Raw genomic sequence first — 24,385 nt, 5'->3', positions numbered from 1 at the left:
ATTATGTGGTATTTCGCTTGGATTTTAGGTGTACTTTTAGCCTGTACCTTAGGTGTTATAAATGTAATGTGGTACGAGTTTCATCAAAATAAAAACAGCATAGCTGATGATGAACAACCGATGCATGATTTACTAAACGAAGCTAACAACACTAAAGATGACGACTAATCCCCGACCAAATCGCGCGCAGCAGCAATCTCTGCGCGCTTTTTTAAAACGGCAAAGTAAGCCTGCGGGTGCATGGCTAAAGTTAAGTATTGCACTGGGCACATTTAACGCTATTTTAATGATTGCAGGCGCCTATTTACTGGCACAAACTATTCATAATGTGATGTTTGAAGGTGCAAGCCTTAACCAAGTAACCCATTTACTTTGGCCACTTGCGGGTATTATTTTACTCAGAGCCCTGTTTTTAGCTATCAGTGAAAGGCTCAGTGCTTATGCGGCACTTAAAATAAAGTCGGCTATGCGCCAAACCTTATTAACCAAATTAACGCAACTTGGCCCAAGTTATATTGAACAACACGGCCAAGGAGCCACGCTTAACACCGTGCACGATGGCGTTGAAGCACTGCACGACTACTACGCTAAATACTTGCCTGGCGTTGCTTATAGCGCGCTTATTCCGCTGGCAATATTGGTGGTTATTTTTCCAACCGACTATAAAGCAGGCTTAATATTTTTATTAACCGCCCCGCTTATTCCGTTTTTTATGATTTTGGTGGGCTCAAAGGCCGAGGCGTTAAATCAAAAAAGATGGCAGCAACTGGCCGTACTAGGTAATTACTTTTTTGACCGCGTACAAGGTTTAACACAACTTAAATTGTTTAACGCAACGCAAAAAGAGCTAAAACAAATAGCCAAAATTTCTGATGACTTTAGGCACGCTACACTCGGAGTTTTAAAAATTGCCTTTTTATCATCATTTGCGCTGGAATTTTTAGCCACAATTAGTGTGGCGCTGGTGGCGGTAATCATTGGTTTTAGACTGTTTTTTGGCACGCTTGATTTTGCAACCGGCTTTGTTGTTTTACTACTTGCCCCAGAATTTTACTTACCCCTGCGCCAATTAGGCAGCCACTACCATGCCCGTTTGCAAGGTATAAGCGCAGCGGCCGATATGGTCACTATTTTAAATGCCCCACTTCCTGAGCAGTCACAGCAACATTCAGCAAAGTTTGAGGAGCAAATAAGCTCAATAAATATAAACAACTTAAACTTTACCTACCCAAACAGTAACGAAGGCATAAAAAATATAAACCTTACGCTACCCGCTAAAGGGCTAGTGGCAGTAGTAGGTGCTAGTGGCTCAGGTAAAAGTACTTTATTTGATTGTTTATTAGGGTTTCATCCGCAGGTGATTGAACAAATAAGCATTAATAATAAATCACTTGATGCTACAAGCATGAGTACATTACAAAACGCAATTGCGTGGATCCCACAAACCCCAACGCTTTTTTATCAAAGCATTAGCGATAACATAAAAATAGCCAAGCCAGCCGCTACGCAACTAGAGCTTGAGCAAGCCGCACACCAAGCGGGCGCCTTAGATTTTATAAACACGTTAGAGAATGGGTTCGACACCCTGATAGGTGAGCAAGGTGAAGGGCTCTCTGGCGGTCAAAAGCAGCGTATAGCCCTCGCACGGGCGTTTTTAAAACAAGCACCTATTTTAGTGCTTGACGAACCGACAGCCCACCTTGATAGCCAAACCGAGCAGCTTATTCAGCAGGCTATAAATAATTACGCTAAAAACCACTTAGTGTTGGTCATTGCCCACCGGCTAAATACAGTGAAAAACGCAAGCAATATCCTGGTTATGCAAAATGGCGAAATAGCACAGCAAGGTACTTACAGCCAACTTGAGCAGCAACAAGGCGCATTTAAATCACTCCTTAATTTACAAGCGCAAGGAGCAAACAATGACTAATTTTATTAGGCTATTAAAACTTTGCCGCCCCCATTATAAAGCCATGCTACTGGGTACTTTTTTAGCGACGTTAACGGTACTTGCAAACGTGGGCTTACTCGCTATATCGGGGTGGTTTTTAGCCTCAATGGCGGCAGCGGGTATTGCAGGCGTACAAATGAATTACTTTACACCTGCAGGAACCATTCGATTTTTAGCGATTGTACGAACTGCATCACGCTATGGTGAGCGCTTAGTAACACATAACGCGACATTTTTATTGCTTAGTGAAATACGCGTTAATATGTTTGCCACGCTAAGTAAGCTAAACAATGTAGATTTAGCAATGAGCCGCAGCGCCGATTTAGTTAACCGCTTACAAAATGATGTGGATGCGCTTGATAAATTTTACTTAAACATATTACTACCTATGCTGGTAGCGCTGTTGAGTGTGCCCATAATTATGGTGTTTATGGCGGCTTATAACGCCAATGTTGCGCTTATTTGTTTTATAGGCATTTTATTAATTGGCGTTGTTTTACCTGCGCTGTTGAGTGCTAAATTAAATAAAAATAGCCATAAAGAAACACAGCTCAGTGCACAACTTAGAGCAGAGCTTTCTGACACCCTAACCGGCCTTAGAGAGCTGAGTATTTATCAGGCACGTGCTGGGCAAATTTCAAAATGCAATGAACTAAACGAGCAATATAACCAACAACTTTATAGTCGCCATAAAGCACTCGCAAATAGCGACGGTTTAAGTTTGCTGGTTGTGCAGCTAGCTATGCTTGGCGCCATAGTCACTATTGTGCCTTTGGTTTACAGCGGCGCTATGGTCAATGTTGAGCTTGCTATGTTAAGCCTATTTGTATTAGCAAGCTTTGAAACTGTATTACTGTTGCCTAATGCATTTATAGAGCTGCCCACTGTACTCAAAGCCGCTGAGCGACTATTTACACTGGAAGATAAAGTCACAGCGCAAGAAGCTAATAGCGCAGAGTTAATTGAGATGCAGTTTGATAAAAACAATACAACTTTGGCGCTTAATAACATTGGCTATAAATACCAGGAGCACAGTGCTTTAACTAATATCAGCTTTACCCTTAAGGCACAGCAAAAAGTGGCGATTGTAGGCAGAAGCGGCAGTGGTAAAAGCACCTTGGTTAATTTACTCACCGGGTTATGGCCAATGCAGCAAGGCAGCATTAGGCTAAGCGATGAAAATAACGCAGAAGAACTCCACGCACTAAGCAGCAACACCCGCGCAGGCGTTATTAATATACTTGCGCAGCAGCATCATATTTTTGATGGCACATTAAGTGAAAACTTACGCTATGCAAAGCCAAGCGCCACAAAAGAAGAAATGCTTGAAGCCATTAACCTTGCACAGCTAAAACCTTGGTTTAATGAGCTACAAGATGGTTTAAAAACCCGTTTAGGCACAGGTGGGAGAAGTGTTTCTCAAGGCCAATCAAGGCGCATAGCCATTGCGCAAGCTTTATTACAAAACCCAGCTATTTTAGTACTTGATGAGCCTACTGAAGGACTTGATAACCAATCTAAGCAAACGGTAATGAGCGCTATTATGCAGGTAATGAGTAAGGCAAGCGTACTTACCATTACCCACGACCCTGCTCTTTTAGCACAAATGGATAACATTATCTGGCTAGAAAATGGCAGCCTTGTAGCACAAGGCACTCATAAAGAGCTTAGCGAAACATATTCCGATTATGTTGCCTTAACTACTCGGTTTTAAATAACTTGAACTCTGGTTAAGAGATTTACTAACCAACCGAATATTAATGAAACTTAATTCTGTTTTTTCTAGCTAGAAATTTTAAGTGGAAACAAGGCGAATTTACGCGTCAATAGCTAGCATATTGCAAGAAAATTCAACGCAGTTAGCGCTAAAAATAGCTGCTTGAGATAGATATATTATCCAGAGATCAAGTTAATCATTTAATACGCTGATTGATACATCTATAACGCCGACTTTAGGGTCGGCAATTTTTTTAAACATACCTAACGATAAATCAATAACCCGCCCTCTAACGTACGGGCCTCTATCGTTTATTCTCACGATCACCGATTTGTTATTTGCCAAGTTTGTAACCTTCACTTTTGTACCAAAGGGTAATTCTAAATGCGCAGCAGTGGATGCATTTTGGCTAAATGTTTCGCCGTTTGCTGTTGTGCGACCATGGTATTTATTAGCGTAATAAGAGGCTTTACCTAACTGAGCACGCTCGCCATTAGCAGAGGTAACTAGAGGTTGGCTGCTACACGCAGCTAAAATTGATAAAAAACTGAGGGTAAAAATTAACTTAGTAAAAGACATAGTTGCGCTTTAATTATAAAAATTCGCGCAAAGGTTAACCTTACGTGGCTGAGTGTGTACTGAATTAAAATATTTTATAGGCAATAAAAAACCACCGTCGATTACTCTTAGGTGGTTTTTTTTAAAAGCATAAGGCGCTTATCTTACGATACCGCGCTCAGAGCTTTTCACAAAATCAATCATGGTTTGTACCGCAGGATACTTAGCGGCATCTTCACTTAGTGAGGCAATCGCTTCGTCTACACTTAAGCTCTTACGGTAAAACGCTTTATAAGCACGGCGAACAGCCATAATTTCGTCGCTTTCAAAGCCACGACGCTTCATACCTTCTTTATTGGTCGCAGCAGGGCCTGCTGGCATACCAATGGTGGTTACAAATGGCGGTACGTCTTTATTAACGCCTGAGTACATACCAATAAATGCGTGATCACCAATTTTACAAAATTGATGCACACCTGAGTTACCACCTAAAATAACCCAATCGCCTACATGCACGTGGCCTGCAACACTTGCGTTATTAGCAAATATAACGTTATTACCAATTACGGCATCGTGAGCAACGTGGGTATACGCCATAAATAAGTTATTGCTACCAATTTTAGTAACACCTTGGTCTTGAATAGTACCACGGTGAATGGTTGCACACTCACGTATAACGTTGTTATCGCCCATAATAAGGGTGGTTGGTTCGTTGTTATATTTTTTGTCTTGGCAGGCTTCGCCTACTGACGCAAATTGAAAAATATGATTGCCAGAGCCAATAGTAGATGGCCCTTTAATAACAACGTGAGACTCAATAATACAGTCATCACCGATCACAACATCATTGCCAATATAGCTATATGGACCAACTGAGACATTGTTGCCTAGTTTAGCGCCAGGTTCGATTATTGCTGTAGAATGGATCACTATTAAAACTCTCTTCTCGCACACATAATTTCGGCACTACATACAACCTTGCCGTCGACTCTTGCTTCAGCGGCAAATTTCCATATATTGCGACGCTCTTTTAAAAACTCTACATGCAAATGCAGTGTATCGCCCGGTATAACTGGCTGTTTAAAACGTGCGTTATCGACTGCAGCAAATAAGTAAAGCTCGTTATCGCTACGGTTTTCTACTGTTTTAAATCCTAATAAACCGGTGGCTTGCGCCATGGCTTCTAATATTAGCACACCAGGGAAAATTGGCTGATTTGGAAAGTGGCCAGTAAAAATAGGCTCGTTAACCGATACATTTTTAATCGCATGCAGTGACTCGCCAGGCGTAAAGTCAATTACACGATCAATTAAAAGCATCGGGTAGCGGTGTGGTAATAAACTTAAAATTTCTTGAATATCAAGGCTATTTAATTCGTTTGCCAAAATAGCATCCTTATTAGTGTTCAACGTTATGACTTAGCCAATGCTTCAAGCGCTTTAAGACGTGATTTCATGTCTGAAAGATTACGCAAGTGGGCAATTGATTTACGCCATTCTTTATTAGTTGTATGGGGCATACCAGATGAGTAAATACCCGGCTCGGTGATCGATTTAGTCACCATACTCATGCCGGTAATTATAACACCATCACATACTGACATGTGACCATTAATTGCGGTCATGCCACCTATTTGGCAGTTTTTACCAATGGTTACACTACCTGCTAGTACAGTACAGCCTGCAATTGCAGTACCCGAGTTAACTTCAACGTTGTGTGCTATTTGACATTGGTTATCGATGATCACATTACTATGAATAATCGTGTTATCGAGTGCGCCACGGTCAATTGTAGTGCTTGCGCCCACTTCAACCTTGTCGCCGATAATCACAGAGCCTAGCTGAGGAATTTTAACCCACTGCCCGCGCTCGTTTGCATAGCCAAATCCGTCACTGCCAACCACACTGTTTGCTTGAAATAAACAATCAGCGCCAATTTCAACATCGTGATAAATAGTCACACTCGGCCAAAGCTTTGTGCCAGAACCTATTTTAACACGTTCACCGATGAAACTGTTCGGACCAATTTGTGCGTTATCACCAATTACAGCACCGGCTTCTATAACTACATTTGCGCCAATGGCAGCACTTGCACTTACCGTTGCACTTGGGTGAATAGTCGCACTAGCGTGTATACCTTGCTGCGCCGCTTGCGGGGTTGTATCCATAAATTGTGCAAGCTTTGCGTAGCTCACATACGGATTTCCAACAATGATTTTTGCGCCACTAAAATACGGTGCATCGGCTTCACTAAGAATCACTGCGCTGGCTTGTGTGGTTTCAAGCTGCGTACGATATTTTGAGTTCGCTAAAAATGCAATATGCCCAGAACGGGCATTTGCAAGTGTAGCTATTTTTGTAATTTCTAAAGCGCCATCACCTTGAAGTTCGGCGCCTAGAAGTTCCGCAATGTGCGAAAGCGTATAATTTTGCATAGAGTGATTATTTCTTACTAACTGCTGATACAACTTTGCTTGAAAGATCAGTTACTTCTTTAGGGTTAAAGTAAATAGTAGTGTCTTTAACTTTAACTTCATCGAAGTCGCCATCTTTAGCAATTTCTTCAATTGTTTTAACAATTAAACCCTGAACTTTAGCAAGCTCTTGGTTTTGACGTGCTTTGATTTCTTGCTCTAAAGGACGACCTTTTTCAGCAAGGTTTTGTTGCATGCCTTGAATTTTGTCACGTAGTGCATCTTTTTGAGCTTGGCTCATTGTAGTGCTTTCACGCTTAAATTTTTCTGCTTCAAAGCGAATGTCGCCTTGTAGTTTTTCAAGCTCTTGACGACGCTCAGCAAACTCAGTTTGTAAAGACTGCTCAATTTTAGCCATTTGAGGAATTTGCTTGTAGATCTCTTGCATATCAACAATGCCTACTTTGTGGGCAAATGCACTTGCAGAGGTGCCCATCATCAATGTTGCTAACACGGCTACTGCTGTTGATTTAAATAATTTTTTCACAAAAAACTCCTTTAGAAAGTGTTACTAATATTAAAGCTGATGGTCTTTGTATCGTCATCTTCTTCTTTTTGCAATGGATACGCAAAACTAATCAGCATTGGACCCATTGGAGAGATCCATTGTAAAGATAAACCGGTTGATACCCTAAAGCGCATTGGATCAGAGTAATCATCTAACTTAGCACGCTCATCTGGCGCTAAGTTTTGGAAACGGTCAACGTTAAATTCAGTATCCCATACGTTGGCAGCATCTACAAAGAAACTGGTACGTACAGAGCTGGTGTTTTCTTCATCTAAGAACGGCGTAGGTACAATTAGCTCCATACCTGCAACCGCTTTTGCATTACCACCAATACGCCCTTGTGGTACTAAAATATCAAACTCATCAGAGCCACCAATGCTACCGGTTGTAGTACCATCAGCACCTGGCGTACCAGGGATTGATAAAGGAACACGTGATACAGCACGCGGCAGTATAGTATTACGGTCAAAGCCACGTAGCTCCATTTCCGTTATACGGAAGAACTCTTGGAATGGCAGGGTTTGTTCATAACCATTGGTTGACCCATAACCATTACCGTAACCAAGCGCTGCACGTGTTGAGAACACCCAACGGTGGTCATTAGATATTGGCCAGTAAAAACGCGAATCGTAGTTCAGTTTAAAATACTGAAGATCAGAGTTAGGCGTTGTGGCTGTTAAATTTAATGTTTGGCGCGAACCCGCTGTTGGGAATAAACCACGGTTAACTGTGATACGCGACCAACCAACGCTTAGCTCATATTTAGTAAAGTCAAAGCCAGCATCTGGGTTTTCTTCATCTAAGAAGGTTTCGCGTAGTACGCGAGTTTGTTCGTACTCGGCAATTTCTGAAAGTTCTTCTTGAATCCAACGTACGCCAAAGTTAACACGGTTTACCGCATCAATTGGGAAACCAATATTGGTACCAATACCGTAACTTGTTGATTTATAATCTACTAAGCTAAATTTACTGGCATCGTAGTTGTTGTAAAAAATACTGCTGCCTTGCGATACACCATCTGGCGTAAAGTAAGGGTCGGTGTACGACAAGCTAATGCTTTCAGAACCAGTAGAGGTATTTAAGTTTAAGCCAATTTGATTACCCGTACCTAAAAAGTTAGATTCGGTCACACCAATATTAAACTGAAGCCCTGCGTATGAGCCATACGCTAAGCCCGCGTTAAAGCTACCGGCCGATTGCTCTTTTACTGTAAAGTCTACGTCTACTTGGTCATCTACACCCGGTACTGGTACTACGTTAAAATCAACAGTTTCCATGTACGGTAAACGTTGAATTTGCAGCTTTGAGCGCTCAAGGTTTTGATTAGATAACCACGCACCTTCAAGTTGTGTCATTTCGCGGCGAAGTACTTCATCAGCAGTATTTTGGTTACCACCAACGATGATACGACGTACGTACACACGCTTGCCCGGATTTACCGACAGCGTAAGTTGCACTTCTTGTTTTTCATCATCAATTTCTGGAATTGTGCGTACTTCGGCATTGGCATAACCAAAGCGCGCTAAGTAGCTTTTGATAAATTCTTCTGATGAGGTCACCACTGAGCCATTGTAAAGCTCGCCGGCGCGAAGTGGGATAACGCTTTTGATTAGCTCTTCTCGGCCAAGTAAATCACCGATAAAGTCAAAACCTTTAACTGTGTACTTAACACCTTCTGTTAAGTTAGCAGTTACATACACAGATTCGCGCTCAGGACTTACTGATACTTGCGTAGAATCGATATTAAAACGTAAGTAACCGCGGTCTAAGTAAAAGCTGCGAATTTTTTCTAAATCGCCTTCAATGGTTTGTTTTTGGTAACGGTCGCTACCCATAAACTGCCACCACGGTAAATCTTGTTGCGATTCAGCAAGCTTTAAAAGCTCTTCGTTAGAGAATAATTCGTTACCCACTAAGTTGATTTGACGAATAGAGGCGGCTTCGCCTTCGTCAAATTCTAGCTTAAGCTTTACACGGTTACGTGGCAGCTTAGTTACGCTAATATCAACGGTGGCATTGTATTTACCAATACTGTGGAAAAACTCAACCAACCCTTTTTCGATATTATCGATAACAGTTTTATCAAGCGGTTCACCTTGGCGAATATCTTGCTGATCGAGTGATTCGTTAAGCTGCTCGTCTTTTATATCTTTATTGCCTTCAAACTCAATAAAGCTAATAGTAGGACGCTCAGTCACTTTAAAAATAACGTTATTACCATCGCGTAACGCTTTGATGTTGTCAAAGTGACCTGAACGATAAAGTGACTTTATTGTTTTTGAAATCGTATAGTCATCAACGTTATCGCCCACATTGATAGGAACATGCGTCAGTGCTGCACCAAGTGCTACACGTTGCAAACCTTCAATTTTTAAATCTTCAACAATAAAGGAGTTTTGGCCCAGGGCTGCAAAACTTGCACCCAATAAACTTGAAACTGCCAAATGTTTTTTTATAGCCATTTTATTATCTTTATCCTTTACAACTGTATTACCGCTTAACATCAAAACTAACAATTAGTGATGCTTACAATCGTGTTCTAATTAGTAATTGTCACGCTGTAACTACAAACGCGATACATCATTGAACAAAGCGAAACATGTTAAAAATATGAGCAGCAAGGCGCCCACTTTAAAACCAAATTCTTGTGTCTTTTCAGAGACCGGCTTTTTACGGAAAAGTTCAATTATGTAATACATTAAGTGTCCACCATCAAGCACTGGCAGAGGTAATAAATTAAATACACCCAAGTTAACGCTTATTAGCGCTAAAAAGCTTAAAAAGGCGACTAGCCCGTAGCTTACGCTAGTTCCTGCACCAACTGCAATGCCCACAGGGCCACTTAAATTTTTAACGGAAACCTGACCTGTAATTAAATTACCAATCATGTCAAAGCTAAGCGTTATAAGGCGCCAGGTCTCTTGGGTACCACGAGCAATACTATCAAGCGGACCAAAGCTTCGGGTTTCAACATAGCCCTCAGGCCAAGGTTGAACAACCGGCGCAACACCTAAAAACCCTTGTTCAATACCGTGCTCATTAATGCGCGATTTAGGCGTTACTGTTACGCTATTTATACTATCTTGTCTTTTTACACTAAATTGTAAAGATTTGTTAGCCGATTGCGTAATAAGATTAACTAATTGCTGCCAATCGCTTATTGTTTCACCATTTACAGCGATAATCGTATCGTTAACCTGCAAATTAGCCAGTTCGGCTGCTGAATTTTTAGTAATAGCCGCAATGGTTAACGTCGCTTGGGGTCTAAACGGTACAATACCCAACGAACTCAGTGGCGGCACGTCTTGCTGATCGAGCTTCCAACCCTCTACGTTAAGCATTTTTGTTTGCTCTTGGTAGTTTTCGTTACGCACTACTACGGGCACGCTTTGCTCACCTAAGCTCGACATAAGTGCAAAAGTTGCATCTTGCCAGGTGGCAATTGTGTCATCACCAATTTTAATAATTTGTTCAGAGGGCATAATACCCGCCTGCTCAGCTCTGCTACCTTCGGTAATACTACCTACTACAGGTTTTACCGATTGCACGCCCACCATGTACATAGCCGCCAACGCCACAATAGCAAATAAAAAATTAGCCAGCGGGCCGGCTGCTACTATGGCTATACGGGCCTGAACCGATTTAGCGTTAAATGACAAATGGCGCTCATTTTCAGGTACCTCATCCACGCGTTCATCAAGCATTTTAACGTAGCCACCCAGCGGAATAGCGGCAATTACGTATTCTGTATTGTATTTATCGTGCCACTTCAAAAGCGGTTTACCAAAACCAATCGAAAAGCGCAGCACTTTAACACCCATTTTACGGGCCACCCAAAAGTGCCCATATTCATGAATAGCAACTAAAATGCCCAGCGCTAAAATAAACGAGCCAAGATTCCAAAAAAAATCTAACATATTAATGAGTCACTTTTGTTATTAAATCCGCTGCACGTTGGCGGGCTTGTTGGTCACACGCTAATATTTCATCTAGGCTTTGTACGTTAGTGAATGTGGCCGCATCAAGCGTTTGTGCATTAATTTTATAAATGTCAGTAAAGCCAATTTGGCCTTTTAAAAATGCCGCAACCGCTATTTCGTTTGCTGCATTTACCGTTGTGGTTGCGCCTTGCCCTGCGCTGCACGCATCAATAGCAAGTTGTAAATTTGGATAACGCGCAAAATCAGGTTTTGTGAACGAAAAATCACAAATATCCGAAAAGTTGAGTGGTTTTACACCCGCGTTAATTCGATCTGGGTAAGCGAGTGCGTGTGCAATAGGTGTGCGCATATCGGGGTTACCCATTTGCGCTAAAATGGAGCCATCGTGGTATTGCACCATAGAATGAATAATACTTTGCGGGTGGATCACCACATCAATATCGCTGGTGTCACAATTAAACAGCCATTTAGCTTCAATAAATTCAAGCCCTTTGTTCATCATGGTGGCTGAATCTACCGATATTTTTTGCCCCATAGACCAATTAGGGTGAGCGACGGCTTCACTTACTGTTACTTCTTTCAAGGTATTTATATCGCGCGTTAAAAATGGCCCACCAGAGCCGGTAAGCAATATTTTACTTACGCCATGCTCTTGTAAATTTTGATCTGCATTTGCGTTTTGAAGTGAATGAGGTAAGCACTGAAAAATAGCGTTATGCTCGCTATCAATAGGTAACAACGTGGCTTTATGCTGTTTTACTTTATCAATAAACAACTGTCCTGACATAACCAACGATTCTTTATTGGCAAGCAGTACTTTTTTACCTGCTTCAACGGCGCTTAGTGTGGGCAGTAAGCCGGCAGCGCCAACAATAGCTGACATGACTGTATCGACATCGGGATGCGCACATAAATCGCTCATAGCCTGCTGTGAATGCATTACTAAGGTTTGGCATGGCGTATTATTTAAATACGATGATAATTGCTCTGCAGCGCTTTGTGTGGCCATAACCGCATATAACGGTTCGTGCTCAATACATAGCTCAGCCATTTTTTTTGCATTGTGGCCTGCAGTGAGGGCAAACACGTTAAATAGCGCTTTGTTTCGCGCTATAACATCTAATGTACTTAACCCAATTGAACCTGTAGCGCCTAAAATAACAAGTTGTTGCTGTTGGCTCATAAACTCAAGGTCCATGCATAGCACATTACAAACATAGGGGCTGCTGCGGTTAAGCTGTCAATTCTATCTAAAATACCGCCGTGGCCGGGTAAACAGCGACCACTGTCTTTTAGGCCGGCTTCACGCTTAAACATGCTTTCGAGTAAATCACCGACAGCCGAAAACAAGGCTATAAAGGCGGTCATTACGGCATAAATAGGCCATACAGCAAAATCCACACCGGTAAAGTGACAAAAAGCTAAAACAAATATAATTGATGCAACCACACCACCAGCTAGGCCTTCGATGGTTTTATTTGGGCTCACCTTTGGCATAAGCTTGTGCTTACCAAAACTTTTGCCTGTAAAGTAAGCCCCTACATCGGCGCTCCACACAATACCAAGTACCACTAAAATCAGTACCGAGCCAAAGTGCGTAGATTCAGCGTATTGCGCGCTACGTAAGGTATTGAGTGCAAGCCAAAGTGGGATTAAAGTAAGCAGCCCGGCAATGCCGCGCATTACCAAGCCTTCGTTCCATGCTTTGGCCATGGCTGGGTAGCGCCAAATTAAATAACTGGCCACAATCCACCAAGCAAACGAGAGCGTAAATAAGTAATTTGCATCCCCGACCAGCTGGCCGTTTTGCCACAGTGATTCAATCGGCCAATGTAAATTTAGTAGCGCCAATAACGCGCCAATTAACACCACAAACGCACCCCGTTTTAATTTTGTGCATAGGCCCATAAAAGCAGACCACTCCCACGCGCCAAGTAAAACAATAATACCGGCAAAATAACTAAACAATGTTAGTGGAGTATAAAAAACCAAGGCTAGCGCTAACGGCGCTAATACAACCGAGGTTAAAATTCGTTGTTTTAACAAAATAGTGACCCTTATTCTATTTTAGGTTTGAGCGAGTAATTGTTTTATTTGTTCGCCCGTACAACCAAAACGTCGCTCTCTGGCAACGTAACACGCAATGGCCTCAGCAAATGCTGCTTCATTAAAATCAGGCCAAAGAGTTTCGGTAAAGTAAAGTTCCGCATAAGCAGCTTGCCATAGTAAAAAGTTACTAATACGAACATCACCACCCGTGCGAATTAGTAAATCCGGCTCCGCTTGGTCTGCCATGCTCATATGCTGTGCTAAGCGCTCTTCTGTAACATCCTCTGCCTTGAGTTGTCCGTTTGCAACTTGTAGTGCTAGTTGCTTTGCTGCATTTGCCATATCCCATCTACCGCCATAATTAGCGGCCACGTTTAAATGCAAACCGGTGTTATCTGCTGTTAGCTCATGCGCAGCGTTTACTTTGCTACGTAAACTTTCAGAGAATCGTGATAAATCTCCAATAATGGTCAGTTTTACATTATTTTTATGAAGCTTTTTTACTTCCTTTGTTAAAACAAACAAAAAAAGCTCCATTAAAGTGTTTACTTCGTCTTCGGGGCGGCGCCAGTTTTCACTACTAAAAGCAAATAAGGTTAACGATTGTATCCCTAATTTAGTACAAAACTGAACAGATTGACGAACTGCGTCCACGCCTTTTTTATGCCCGAACACACGAGGTCTATTTCTAGCTTGCGCCCAACGCCCGTTACCATCCATGATGATGGCAACATGTTTAGGTAAACATTGCTGTGAAATTGTATCAGCGTCTAGAACCATAAATATTGAGTATTCCATAAAAAAACGCCGCCTAGTATACCCTAGACGGCGTTTCAAAACTAATATATTTCATAACCTGCATTGAGGTTATTTAGCTGTTTAGATTTCCATCAACTCAGCTTCTTTCGCTGTTAGTTGTGCATCCATTTCTTTGATAAATTTATCTGTAAGCTTTTGAATTGTATCTTCTGCTTGACGCGCTTCATCTTCAGAAATTTCTTTATCTTTTAATAAAGATTTTACATCGCCATTAGCGTCACGACGAATGTTACGCACAGCAACACGGCCGCCTTCTACTTCGCCACGTACAATTTTAATTAAATCTTTACGGCGCTCTTCTGTAAGCGGAGGAAGTGGTACGCGAATTACTGTACCAGCAGACATAGGGTTTAAACCTAAGTCAGACGCCATAATTGCTTTTTCTACAGCTTGCGCTAAAGACTTGTCGAATACGCCGATAGCAAGCGTACGAGAGTCTTCAATCGTTACATTAGCCACTTGGTTAAGCGGTGTATCAGCACCGTAGTACGATACCATAATGCCGTCTAAAATTGCTGGGTGAGCACGACCTGTACGAATTTTTGATAGTTGACTACCTAGTGCTGCTACACTTTTTTGCATGCGCTCTTGCGCATCTTTTTGAATATCGTTAATCACGGTTTAATCCTAATTATTTGATTACTTCATCTGAGGCTTGTGAAGAGATAAGTGTGCCTTCTTCTTCACCCATAATTACGCGTTTTAAGGCGCCTGATTTATTCATGTTAAATACGCTCAGTGGCATATTATGATCGCGAGCGAGTGTAAACGCCGCTAAATCCATTACTTTTAGTTCTTTATCAATAATTTCATTGTAGCTTAAGTGACGGTAAAGCGTGGCTTCTGGGTTTTTAACCGGATCATCACTAAATACGCCATCAACTTTAGTCGCTTTAATTACAGTGTCGGCTTCAATTTCAATACCGCGTAAACACGCAGCAGAATCGGTAGTGAAGAACGGGTTACCCGTACCTGCTGCAAAAATAACAACGCGGCCAGATTTTAATAAGCTAATTGCCTCAGCCCAGTTGTATGCATCACATACACCGTTTAGAGGGATTGCCGACATTAAACGACAATTAACAAATGCACGGTGAAGTGCATCACGCATTGCAAGGCCGTTCATTACGGTTGCAAGCATACCCATGTGGTCACCAACTACGCGGTTCATGCCAGCTTCTGCTAGTGATCCGCCACGTAAAAAGTTACCACCGCCGATAACCAAACCCACTTCTACGTCGAGTTCTACCAGCTCTTTAATTTCTTGGGCCATACGATCTAGCACTTTTGGGTCGATGCCGAAGCCTTCGTCTCCCATTAAAGCTTCACCACTTAATTTGAGAAGAACACGTCTAAAAATAGGTTTACGATTGATAGTCATAGTATTGGGGCCAACTTTTTATTAAATTATGGGTAAAAAATAACCGCGCTTATGATAAACATAAAAGCGCGGTTATTTTAAAGAATTTCTAAGCGTGACGCAAAAGCAAATAGTACTTTAATGGCATCTAATTTCCTTATGCATCACAAATAGTTAATCTTACTCGCCTTTTGCAGCTGCAATTTGAGCAGCAACTTCAGCAGCAAAATCTTCTTCTTTCTTCTCGATACCTTCACCAACTTCTACACGTGCGAAGCTAGTAACTGTTGCGTTTTTCTCTCTAAGAATTTCGCCAACAGATTTTTTAGGCTCCATGATGAAAGCTTGACCAGTAAGAGAAACCTCACCAGTAAATTTCTTCATGCGGCCAACAACCATTTTTTCAGCGATTTCAGCAGGCTTGCCTTCGTTCATCGCGATGTCGATTTGAACTTGCTTTTCTTTTTCTACAACGTCAGCAGGTACATCTTCAGGCGTTAAGTACTCTGGGTTTGAAGCAGCAACGTGCATTGCAATGTGCTTAAGTGTTTCTTCATCAGCAGCACCTGCAACAACAACACCAATACGATCACCGTGACGGTATTCAACAAGTGTTTCACCAGTGATGTACTGAAGACGACGTACGTTGATGTTTTCACCAATTTTAGTTACTAGCTCAACACGGTCTTCTTCAAACTTAGCTTGTAAGTCTTCGATAGTGATTGTTTCAGCGATAGCAGCGTCAGCAACTTTGTTAGCAAACGCTAAGAAGCTTTCGTCTTTTGCTACGAAGTCAGTTTGACAGTTAACTTCTACTAGTACTGCAACACCATCGTTTTGCTTGATGATGATAGTACCTTCAGCAGCAATGTTACCTGCTTTCTTAGCAGCCTTTGCAGCACCGCTCTTACGCATGTTTTCAATCGCTAACTCGATGTCGCCATCAGTTTCAGTTAACGCTTTTTTACAATCCATCATGCCAGCGCCAGTACGCTCGCGTAATTCTTTAACTAGGGCAGTAGTTACAGCCATTAGTAAATCCTCAAATCTGAAATCAGGTATTAGATAAGCGGGTAAACCGCTCTACAAGAATAGCAAGTCTTCACCTTAAAAAGATGAAGACTTGATGACAGCTAATTACTCAGCTTCTACAAAGTCGTCTTTCTCAGCTTGAGCAACGATGTTGTTCTCACGACCTTCAGTGATAGCAGCTGCAACAGAGCTAGTGTAAAGGTTGATTGCACGGATAGCATCATCGTTACCAGGTACGATGTAATCAACACCGTCTGGGTTAGAGTTAGTATCAACGATTGCAACAACTGGAATACCTAGGTTGTTTGCTTCACGGATAGCAATGTGCTCGTGATCAGCATCGATAACGAAGATAGCGTCTGGAAGGCCACCCATGTTTTTGATACCGCCAAGGCTCTTTTCAAGCTTTTCCATTTCGCGAGTAAGCATTAACGCTTCTTTCTTAGTTAACTTCTCGAAAGTACCGTCTTGGCTTTGAGCTTCAAGGTCTTTAAGACGCTTGATTGACTGACGAACTGTTTTCCAGTTAGTTAACATACCACCTAACCAGCGGTGGTTAACGAAGAACTGGTCGCTTTGTAAAGCAGCTTCTTTAACTGCTTCGCTTGCTGCGCGCTTAGTACCAACGAAAAGAACTTTACCTTTGTTTGCAGCAGCACTTGATAAAAACTTAAGTGCGTCGTTGAACATTGGTACTGTTTGCTCAAGGTTGATGATATGTACACGGTTACGTGCGCCGAAGATGAAAGGCTTCATCTTAGGGTTCCAGTAACGTGCTTGGTGACCAAAGTGAACACCAGCTTGAAGCATATCGCGCATTGAAACGTTTGCCATTTTGTAAATCCTCTATGTAGTTTAGGGTTAGGCCTCCACATATCCCATAGCACCAACACCGAAGTATTTAAACTTCAAATGCACCCAAGTGTATGTGACGATACGTGTGTGTGTTAAAATAAAATTGTGTTTGCCTTAAATACAAAAAATCATTTAAGAATTTATTTGTAAAAAGACGGCGCGCTTTATACCATATTAAAATTAAATACTCAACGTCGCGTGCAAAATTTGTGCGACGATAAATGTTAAAAAACGCAACTTTGGAGCCTCAATGAGCGCTGTGATCAAGACCCCTGAAGAAATTGAAAAAATGCGTGTAGCCGGGCGTTTAGCGGCAGACGTACTTGAAATGATTGAACCACATGTAGTGCCAGGTGTGACTACTGATGAGCTAAATACAATTTGTCATGATTATATTGTAAATGTGCAAGATGCTATCCCTGCGCCACTAAATTACCACGGTTTTCCTAAGTCGGTTTGTACCTCTGTAAATCATGTAATTTGCCACGGTATTCCAAATGACAAACCGCTAAAAGATGGCGATAGCGTCAACATTGATGTAACCGTAATTAAAGACGGTTACCACGGCGACACCTCAAAGATGTTTCATGTAGGTACGCCTAACATTCAAGGTAAACGCCTTGCACAAGTAACACAAGAAAGCTTATACCTTGCCATTAAAATGGTAAAACCAGGTGTGCGTTTAGGCGATATTGGTGAAGCAATTCAAAAATACGCAGAGAGCTTTAACTACTCAATTGTACGTGAATACTGCGGCCACGGTATTGGTAGCGAATTTCACGAAGAGCCTCAAGTAATGCACTACGGTAAAGCAGGTACTGGCGAAACACTTAAAGCCGGTATGTGTTTAACAATAGAGCCAATGGTTAACGCAGGTAAACGCCAGTGTAAACTTTTAAAAGACGAGTGGACTGTAGTTACACGCGACCGTAGTTTGTCTGCACAGTGGGAACACACCCTATTAGTGACTGAAAATGGTGTTGAAATTTTAACGCTGCGATCAGATGATACTATCGACAGGATTATCGAACACTAATAAAAACCGAGCCACTTGATAAAAGTATTTAACCTCTAATCGGGTTAATACATTTAATAACATACTGAATTATATGTAATATTTAATTTATTTTTCCCAAGCCGGAGATTTTCAGTGAAAACAAATCGAATTGACGCGCTAAATAGCGAGCCTATTTGCAAGTGGATTCAACACTGTTAACACTGAAAATAGCCGCTTGGGATAGACTTATTACTTAACGTTCAGGTTATTTATCAATGCTTACGGTTCAATAAGGAGCCAGCCCACGTGGCATTACCCAACAAAGTAAAAAAGTTGCTTAGCGATGCTGAGCAACTGAGCGATTATCGCGATTGTTCTAGCTATTTTTATAAGTGGTTACATAACGAATTTTCTAAGCAACCAGTTGGTAATTTAATTAATGCCCGGGCTGAGTTTATAGACCGCCTGCTAATTAAACTGTTTCATGTTTACGATTTAGCTCACGAGCCTGATCTTGCCCTTATTGCCGTGGGCGGGTATGGCCGTGGCGAACTACACCCCTACTCCGACATTGACTTTTTATTGCTTGTTACGCAGCCGCCTAGCGAGCAAATATGCGAAAAAATAGGCCAGTTTGTTACCATGCTATGGGATCTCAATTTAGAGATAGGCCACAGTGTGCGTACCATTGAACAAGCCATTGAGCAAAAACGTGAAGACGTTACTTTTGCCACCAGCTTGCTCGAAAGCAGGCTCATTTTTGGTAATCACATTGAGTTTGAAAAACTCAAAACGCATATTATAGAAACCCCCGTTTGGCGCTCAGGCGAATTTTTTGTAGCCAAAGTGCAAGAGCAAAACCTACGCCATAAAAAGTGCCACGGTACTGCTTACAACCTAGAGCCAAACATAAAAGAAAACCCCGGTGGCCTTCGCGATTTACAAACCATTATTTGGGTTGCTAAAAAGCACTTTAGAGCCGAAACCCTACAAGAGCTAATTAGCCACGGCTACTTAACGCATGAAGAGTTTCAGGAGCTTTCGGAGTGCCTAGAGAACCTTTGGAATATTCGCTTTGCACTGCATTTAGCCGCTGGGCGCTCAGAAAACCGTTTGTTGTTTGACCATCAACCACACACAGCTGAAATACTTGGCTTTGGTAGCGATGGTAAAGCCTCGGTTGAGCGTATGATGAAACGCTTATTTAGAATAATGAGCCGCGTACGCGAGCTTAACCAAATGCTGCTATCGTACTTTGAAGAAAGTATTATGCCAGAGAGCAGCGAAGCGCCAGTAATTGAGTTAGACAAAGACTTTGAACGCGTTGGGCACCAAATTAGGGTTAAAAACCCATCGGTATTTTTTAGACGCGATCAACTTTTTGTTTTGTTTGAGCATATTGCCGACAACCCCGAAATTACCCATATTTACCCAAGTACTATTCGTACCATTAGGCAAGTACGCAGGCGCCTATTAGGTGACTTACAGGATTACGCAGCGTGTCGCGAGGCATTTATGCGCATTGTGAAACACCCAAACGGCATGGGCCGCGCATTCACGCTCATGCACAAACACGGCATGTTGGCCGCGTATTTACCACAATGGCGTAATATATTTGGGCAAATGCAATTTGACTTATTTCATGCCTACACCGTAGATGAGCACACCCATAAATTAATCAATAATATTTACCAATATTTTGATAAATCTAAAGTGAGTGAGTTTCCTATTTGTAGTGAAATAGTAACCCGTATGGATAAGCCTGAGCTGCTTTATTTAGCAGGTATTTTTCATGATATTGCTAAAGGGCGTGGCGGCGATCACTCAGAGCTAGGCTCGGTTGATGCCATTGCTTTTTCTAAATTACATGGCTTCCCATCATCTGATGGCAAGCTTATATCGTGGCTAGTTGGTAACCATTTACTTATGTCGGTTACTGCGCAGCGTAAAGACATAAATGACCCAGGTGTTATTAAAGACTTTGCTTCGCGCGTAAAAACAGAGCGCCAACTCGATTACCTCTATTGTTTAACCGTTGCCGATATACGCGCAACCAACGACAACTTATGGAATGATTGGAAAAACACCCTACTACGCGAATTATACTTGCATACTCAGCGCGCATTACGCCTAGGGCTTGAAAACCCAATGGATCAACGCGACCAAATACGCGATAAAAAACACCAAGCTAAACAGCGCTTACTTAATTTGGGCTACCTAGAAAACCAAATTGATTTAATTTGGAGCCGCTTTAAAGCCAATTACTTTACTGCCTTTAGCGAGCAGCAAATATCATGGCAAACCGAGCACCTATTAAAATGCGCAGACTTAAGCCTACCCAGTGTCATTGTTTCTGATAAAGCAATGCATGGCGGCACGCAAGTGTTTGCTTATAGCCCATATTCTGGGCCGTTATTCGCTCGCTTAGTTAGCGTAATTGGCTCTAAAAAAGCGCAAATACAACACGCTCAAGTACTTACTACCAAAGATGGCTACGCCCTATTTAACTTTGTAATACTTGAAGTGAGCGGCGACCCTATTGCAAGTAGCCGTGCTCAGTCAATTAAACGTGGGCTTGAGCAAGCACTTAGCGAACCACGTAAAAAAATACGCTTTAAAAAGAATCGCTCGCAACGATTTAAAGACTTTAATATTAAACCTAAAATAGTGCTGCGCCCTCATGCACGTAAAGATCGCAGCCTAATAGAAATTCAAGCTGTTGATATACCCGGTTTACTTACTAAAATTGCCGAAGTTTTCCAAGCGCATTTATTACACATTCACGCAGCCCGTATTACAACGGTAGGTGAACGTGCAGAGGATTTCTTTGTCGTATCAAATAACGAATACCAAGCGCTGACTGATGAAGAGCAAGCCAAAATTCATCAGGCATTACGTAAAAAATTCAACGCCGAAACAGAATAAGGACACACCATGTCAGATTTAAAAACCATGATAGAAAACGCCTGGGACAACCGCGATAGCATTAGCCCAAGCAGTGTATCTAGCGATGTAAAACAAGCGATTATTGACGCACTAGAGCTTCTTGATAGCGGTGCAGCCCGTGTTGCTGAAAAAATATCAGGCGAATGGGTCGTACACCAATGGCTTAAAAAAGCCGTTTTACTATCATTTCGTATTCGCGAAAACCAACCAATGAACGACGGCGTAAATCAGTTTTACGATAAAGTACCGCTTAAATTTAGCGACTACACACCGGAGCAATTTCAGCAAGGTGGCATGCGCGTAGTGCCTAACGCGGTAGCACGTAAAGGCAGCTTTGTAGGTAAAAACGTCGTACTTATGCCATCGTATGTGAACATAGGTGCATTTGTAGATGAAGGCACCATGGTTGATACATGGGCAACTGTTGGCTCGTGTGCACAAATTGGTAAGAACGTACACTTATCGGGCGGCGTGGGCATAGGCGGCGTTTTAGAGCCACTACAAGCTAACCCTACCATCATTGAAGACAACTGCTTTATTGGCGCACGCTCTGAAATTGTTGAAGGTGTAGTAGTAGAGGAAGGCGCTGTTATTTCAATGGGCGTTTACATTAGCCAAAGCACTCGTATTTATGACCGTGAAACCGGCGAAATTCATTACGGCCGCGTACCAGCAGGTGCTGTAGTTGTGCCAGGCGCATTACCATCAAAAGATGGCACTCACAGCCTATACGCTGCAATCATCGTGAAAAAAGTTGATCAACAAACACGCGAAAAAGTAGGCATCAACGCTCTACTTCGCTCAATTGATGATTAAAATAAGCGATAAGCTTTTAGCTGTAAGCCCTAAGTTGATTGGTGTTAAACGTAGGTTGGGTTGAGTGAAACGAAACCCAACGACACATTAAAGCTTAGTGTTTTAGCTAAATTTAGAAAGCTCTAAGCCCTTTGGGTTTAGAGCTTTTTTGTTTAGATTAGAGTTTATCTCTTAAATAGCTAAACCGTTGGGTTTCTCTGTGCTCAACTCAACCTTAATTCAAAGCAATATACGTATACAAAATAAACGACTGAATTAGCCAACACACCCAAGATATAATAAGGTAGTAAAGCATACTTGAAAGTTAGCAATTAATATTAAGGATTAATATGACAAAAACTGCTTTACGCTCAACTATTTTGCTACCGGTATTTTTGCCCGCGGTATTTATTATTCTGCTTTTGGTCATTGGTACAAGTAGCAACCCTGAACTGGCAGGGCAAGCATTCAGTGTCGCCCTCAAGTGGATAACAGAAACCTTTGGCTGGTTTTATATGTTATCAGTTGCCATCTTCTTAGTTTTCATCGTTTGTGTTGCCGCCTCCAGCTGGGGAAATATCAAGCTGGGGCCTGATCATGCGCAACCGCAATACAGCTTTGGCGAGTGGTTTGCCATGCTATTTTCGGCCGGTTACGGAGTCGCATTACTTTATTTTGGTGTAGCAGAACCCGTGCTCCATTATGCATCTCCGCCCGCAGGCGCCGCAGAAACCGTTAATGCCGCTAAGCAGGCTATGCAAATTGCATTTTTTCATTGGGGTTTTCATATATGGGCAATTTATGGGATTGTTGGTTTAGTGCTTGCTTACTTTGCATTTCGCCACGGCCTTCCGCTGTCTATTCGCTCAGCCTTGTATCCACTTATTGGTGATAAAATATATGGCCCTATTGGGCACACTGTTGATGTGTTTGCCATATTAGGCACGCTATTTGGTATTGCCACAACATTAGGGCTTTCGGTTACTCAAATTAATGCCGGGCTGCACTACTTATGGCCAAGCATCCCTATTAATAACACGGTACAAATTACCGCTATTGTTATTATTACCGCAGCGGCAACGTTTTCTGTGGTGGCAGGTATGGATAAAGGCGTGAAGCGTTTATCTATAATAAACATGACACTCGCCGTATCATTAATGGCCTTTGTGTTTTTTATTGGCCCGACTATTCATATTCTTGAATCGTTTTTACAAAATACAGGCAGCTACCTTAGCGGTATTGTTGAGCGTACTTTTAATTTACAAGCCTATAGCCGTAGCGATTGGATTGGTAACTGGACTCTATTTATATTTGGCTGGACTATAGCGTGGGCACCCTTTGTTGGTATGTTTATCGCTAAAATTAGCCGCGGCAGAACCATTAGGCAATTTGTTGTGGGCGTGATGCTAGTTCCGACTATTTTTACCTTTTTATGGTTTTCTGTATTTGGTGATACCGCGCTAAATTTAATAATGAATGAAGGGTTTAATACTTTAATAACCGATGTTCAAGCAAACCATGCCGTTGCGCTATTTCAATTATTTGAAGTGCTACCGTTATCGTTTATTATTTCGCTACTGACGGTTATTTTAATTATTACCTTTTTTGTAACCTCATCTGACTCGGGCTCGTTAGTTATTGACTCCCTCGCCTCTGGCGGGAGTATTGATACGCCGGCATGGCAACGGGTGTTTTGGGCTGTGCTTGAGGGCGCTGTGGCTGCTGTTTTATTAGTAGCAGGTGGGCTAAGTGCACTGCAAACCATGACAATAGCCAGTGCACTACCCTTTGCTATTATTATGCTTATTGCAACCGCGGGACTTTGGCGCGCACTTACCATTGAAGGCCATCGCGATACGAGCTTACAAGCACATGCGCTCAATAGCCGTAATGTTAACCTATCTCATTGGAAGCGCCGGTTAGCCGCTATGGTTAATTATCCGAATAAGGAAAAAGTGCATACCTTCATTAGTAGTGTGGTGGTAAAAGCAATGCAAGCTGTTCAAGCAGAATTAAAAGCGCGCCAGTGGCATGCCGAGGTAGATTTTGATACTGACTTAGGCCGCGCCCATTTAACCGTACTACGCCATGAACATGTTGATTTTGTGTATGATATTCGCCTTACTGAGCACCCAATGCCAAGCTTTGCCTATACAGAGCTAAAACCGGATGCTGATAACTCCGAGATGTATTACAAGGCAGATGTTTTCTTACGCCGCGGTGGGTTATCTTACGATGTATATGGCTACAGTGAAGATGATATTGTGAAGGACATTCTTGATCAATTTGAGAATTACTTGCACTTTTTAGGTAACAGCCCCGGGGAACTTCCGTGGGATATGGCCGAACACGATGACATGTTAAATAGCGACAAACCTTAAATA

21 protein-coding genes are annotated in these 24,385 nt (G+C 42.1%); 7 read left to right on the top strand and 14 right to left on the bottom strand.

Translation table 11 applies throughout. The annotated features are described in order from the left end of the window. Positions 1-3 precede the first annotated feature (3 nt). From cydX to cydC, 3 genes are read left to right on the top strand one after another with little or no spacing between them, the layout of a single operon-like run. Positions 4-168 carry a cytochrome bd-I oxidase subunit CydX gene (cydX, locus tag CWC04_RS16905; protein ID WP_004586934.1) on the top strand — a complete coding sequence of 55 codons (165 nt, stop codon included), beginning with the start codon at positions 4-6 and terminating at the stop codon, positions 166-168. After that, on the top strand, positions 158-1,930 hold the full coding sequence (gene cydD, locus CWC04_RS16900; protein ID WP_138685960.1) for a thiol reductant ABC exporter subunit CydD: 1,773 nt from the start codon (positions 158-160) through the stop codon (positions 1,928-1,930). The genes cydX and cydD overlap by 11 nt, the downstream gene beginning before the upstream one ends. Next, positions 1,923-3,665, top strand: a complete 1,743-nt coding sequence (cydC, locus tag CWC04_RS16895; protein ID WP_138685959.1) for a thiol reductant ABC exporter subunit CydC — start codon at positions 1,923-1,925, stop codon at positions 3,663-3,665. Before cydD ends, cydC begins: the two co-directional genes overlap by 8 nt. A gap of 195 nt (positions 3,666-3,860) precedes the next feature. On the opposite strand, the gene CWC04_RS16890 is transcribed toward cydC, so the two are convergent. The 14 genes from CWC04_RS16890 to rpsB all read right to left on the bottom strand — a co-directional run bounded on the left by CWC04_RS16890 (position 3,861) and on the right by rpsB (position 17,242). Continuing rightward, positions 3,861-4,247, bottom strand: a complete 387-nt coding sequence (locus CWC04_RS16890; protein WP_138685958.1) for a septal ring lytic transglycosylase RlpA family protein — start codon at positions 4,245-4,247, stop codon at positions 3,861-3,863. 138 nt (positions 4,248-4,385) lie between these two features. Next, positions 4,386-5,156 carry an acyl-ACP--UDP-N-acetylglucosamine O-acyltransferase gene (lpxA, locus tag CWC04_RS16885; RefSeq protein ID WP_029773689.1) on the bottom strand — a complete coding sequence of 257 codons (771 nt, stop codon included), beginning with the start codon at positions 5,154-5,156 and terminating at the stop codon, positions 4,386-4,388. 2 nt (positions 5,157-5,158) lie between these two features. After that, a complete protein-coding gene (gene fabZ, locus CWC04_RS16880; protein ID WP_055253107.1) occupies positions 5,159-5,611 on the bottom strand; it encodes a 3-hydroxyacyl-ACP dehydratase FabZ in 453 nt (150 codons plus the stop codon). A 26-nt stretch (positions 5,612-5,637) separates the two neighbouring features. Continuing rightward, positions 5,638-6,660, bottom strand: coding sequence for a UDP-3-O-(3-hydroxymyristoyl)glucosamine N-acyltransferase (gene lpxD / locus CWC04_RS16875; RefSeq protein WP_064386080.1), 1,023 nt, complete (start codon positions 6,658-6,660; stop codon positions 5,638-5,640). 7 nt (positions 6,661-6,667) lie between these two features. Further along, positions 6,668-7,186 carry an OmpH/Skp family outer membrane protein gene (locus CWC04_RS16870; protein ID WP_024033815.1) on the bottom strand — a complete coding sequence of 173 codons (519 nt, stop codon included), beginning with the start codon at positions 7,184-7,186 and terminating at the stop codon, positions 6,668-6,670. 11 nt (positions 7,187-7,197) lie between these two features. Beyond that, on the bottom strand, positions 7,198-9,669 hold the full coding sequence (bamA, locus tag CWC04_RS16865) for an outer membrane protein assembly factor BamA (protein WP_024033814.1): 2,472 nt from the start codon (positions 9,667-9,669) through the stop codon (positions 7,198-7,200). A 102-nt stretch (positions 9,670-9,771) separates the two neighbouring features. Next, positions 9,772-11,124: a sigma E protease regulator RseP gene (gene rseP, locus CWC04_RS16860; RefSeq protein WP_004586925.1), complete on the bottom strand. Its 1,353-nt coding sequence runs from the start codon at positions 11,122-11,124 to the stop codon at positions 9,772-9,774. A gap of 1 nt (position 11,125) precedes the next feature. Beyond that, positions 11,126-12,331: a 1-deoxy-D-xylulose-5-phosphate reductoisomerase gene (gene ispC / locus CWC04_RS16855; RefSeq protein ID WP_029773686.1), complete on the bottom strand. Its 1,206-nt coding sequence runs from the start codon at positions 12,329-12,331 to the stop codon at positions 11,126-11,128. Continuing rightward, a complete protein-coding gene (locus tag CWC04_RS16850; RefSeq protein WP_004586923.1) occupies positions 12,328-13,194 on the bottom strand; it encodes a phosphatidate cytidylyltransferase in 867 nt (288 codons plus the stop codon). Before CWC04_RS16850 ends, ispC begins: the two co-directional genes overlap by 4 nt. 21 nt (positions 13,195-13,215) lie before the next feature. After that, entirely contained in the window at positions 13,216-13,995 is a 780-nt protein-coding gene (uppS, locus tag CWC04_RS16845; RefSeq protein ID WP_004586922.1) for an undecaprenyl pyrophosphate synthase, read from the bottom strand. Positions 13,996-14,076: 81 nt separating this feature from the next. Beyond that, complete coding sequence (gene frr / locus CWC04_RS16840) at positions 14,077-14,634, bottom strand: ribosome recycling factor (RefSeq protein ID WP_096739316.1); 558 nt, start codon at positions 14,632-14,634, stop codon at positions 14,077-14,079. A gap of 13 nt (positions 14,635-14,647) precedes the next feature. Then, on the bottom strand, positions 14,648-15,397 hold the full coding sequence (pyrH, locus tag CWC04_RS16835; protein WP_039972186.1) for a UMP kinase: 750 nt from the start codon (positions 15,395-15,397) through the stop codon (positions 14,648-14,650). A 159-nt stretch (positions 15,398-15,556) separates the two neighbouring features. Continuing rightward, positions 15,557-16,408 (bottom strand): translation elongation factor Ts, encoded by an 852-nt coding sequence (gene tsf, locus CWC04_RS16830; protein WP_138685957.1) that lies wholly within the window; start codon positions 16,406-16,408, stop codon positions 15,557-15,559. 105 nt (positions 16,409-16,513) lie between these two features. Next, positions 16,514-17,242, bottom strand: a complete 729-nt coding sequence (gene rpsB / locus CWC04_RS16825; protein ID WP_004586918.1) for a 30S ribosomal protein S2 — start codon at positions 17,240-17,242, stop codon at positions 16,514-16,516. 238 nt (positions 17,243-17,480) lie between these two features. Here rpsB and map point away from each other — a divergent pair, with 238 nt between their 5' ends. The 4 genes from map (at position 17,481) to CWC04_RS16805 (ending at position 24,382) form a co-directional block, all read left to right on the top strand. Continuing rightward, entirely contained in the window at positions 17,481-18,299 is an 819-nt protein-coding gene (gene map, locus CWC04_RS16820) for a type I methionyl aminopeptidase (RefSeq protein ID WP_223230592.1), read from the top strand. Positions 18,300-18,566: 267 nt separating this feature from the next. Further along, positions 18,567-21,185, top strand: coding sequence for a [protein-PII] uridylyltransferase (glnD, locus tag CWC04_RS16815; RefSeq protein ID WP_024033810.1), 2,619 nt, complete (start codon positions 18,567-18,569; stop codon positions 21,183-21,185). Between the two features lie 9 nt (positions 21,186-21,194). After that, positions 21,195-22,022 (top strand): 2,3,4,5-tetrahydropyridine-2,6-dicarboxylate N-succinyltransferase, encoded by an 828-nt coding sequence (gene dapD / locus CWC04_RS16810; protein WP_138685956.1) that lies wholly within the window; start codon positions 21,195-21,197, stop codon positions 22,020-22,022. 329 nt (positions 22,023-22,351) lie between these two features. Further along, positions 22,352-24,382: a BCCT family transporter gene (locus CWC04_RS16805; RefSeq protein ID WP_138685955.1), complete on the top strand. Its 2,031-nt coding sequence runs from the start codon at positions 22,352-22,354 to the stop codon at positions 24,380-24,382. Positions 24,383-24,385 lie beyond the last annotated feature (3 nt).

It is taken from the genome of Pseudoalteromonas sp. S2893, assembly GCF_005887105.1.
GTDB lineage: Bacteria > Pseudomonadota > Gammaproteobacteria > Enterobacterales > Alteromonadaceae > Pseudoalteromonas > Pseudoalteromonas atlantica.
Note: the sequence above shows the minus strand (reverse complement) of the source record. Positions and strands in the feature narration are given on the sequence as shown.

Bases quoted from the DNA above. Each gene is read 5' to 3' on its own strand.
- cydX (WP_004586934.1), top strand. From the start codon at position 4: ATGTGGTATTTCGCTTGGATTTTAGGTGTACTTTTAGCCTGTACCTTA.
- cydD (WP_138685960.1), top strand. From the start codon at position 158: ATGACGACTAATCCCCGACCAAATCGCGCGCAGCAGCAATCTCTGCGC.
- cydC (WP_138685959.1), top strand. From the start codon at position 1,923: ATGACTAATTTTATTAGGCTATTAAAACTTTGCCGCCCCCATTATAAA.
- CWC04_RS16890 (WP_138685958.1), bottom strand. From the start codon at position 4,247: ATGTCTTTTACTAAGTTAATTTTTACCCTCAGTTTTTTATCAATTTTA.
- lpxD (WP_064386080.1), bottom strand. From the start codon at position 6,660: ATGCAAAATTATACGCTTTCGCACATTGCGGAACTTCTAGGCGCCGAA.
- bamA (WP_024033814.1), bottom strand. From the start codon at position 9,669: ATGGCTATAAAAAAACATTTGGCAGTTTCAAGTTTATTGGGTGCAAGT.
- rseP (WP_004586925.1), bottom strand. From the start codon at position 11,124: ATGTTAGATTTTTTTTGGAATCTTGGCTCGTTTATTTTAGCGCTGGGC.
- ispC (WP_029773686.1), bottom strand. From the start codon at position 12,331: ATGAGCCAACAGCAACAACTTGTTATTTTAGGCGCTACAGGTTCAATT.
- uppS (WP_004586922.1), bottom strand. From the start codon at position 13,995: ATGGAATACTCAATATTTATGGTTCTAGACGCTGATACAATTTCACAG.
- pyrH (WP_039972186.1), bottom strand. From the start codon at position 15,397: ATGACTATCAATCGTAAACCTATTTTTAGACGTGTTCTTCTCAAATTA.
- tsf (WP_138685957.1), bottom strand. From the start codon at position 16,408: ATGGCTGTAACTACTGCCCTAGTTAAAGAATTACGCGAGCGTACTGGC.
- rpsB (WP_004586918.1), bottom strand. From the start codon at position 17,242: ATGGCAAACGTTTCAATGCGCGATATGCTTCAAGCTGGTGTTCACTTT.
- dapD (WP_138685956.1), top strand. From the start codon at position 21,195: ATGTCAGATTTAAAAACCATGATAGAAAACGCCTGGGACAACCGCGAT.
- CWC04_RS16805 (WP_138685955.1), top strand. From the start codon at position 22,352: ATGACAAAAACTGCTTTACGCTCAACTATTTTGCTACCGGTATTTTTG.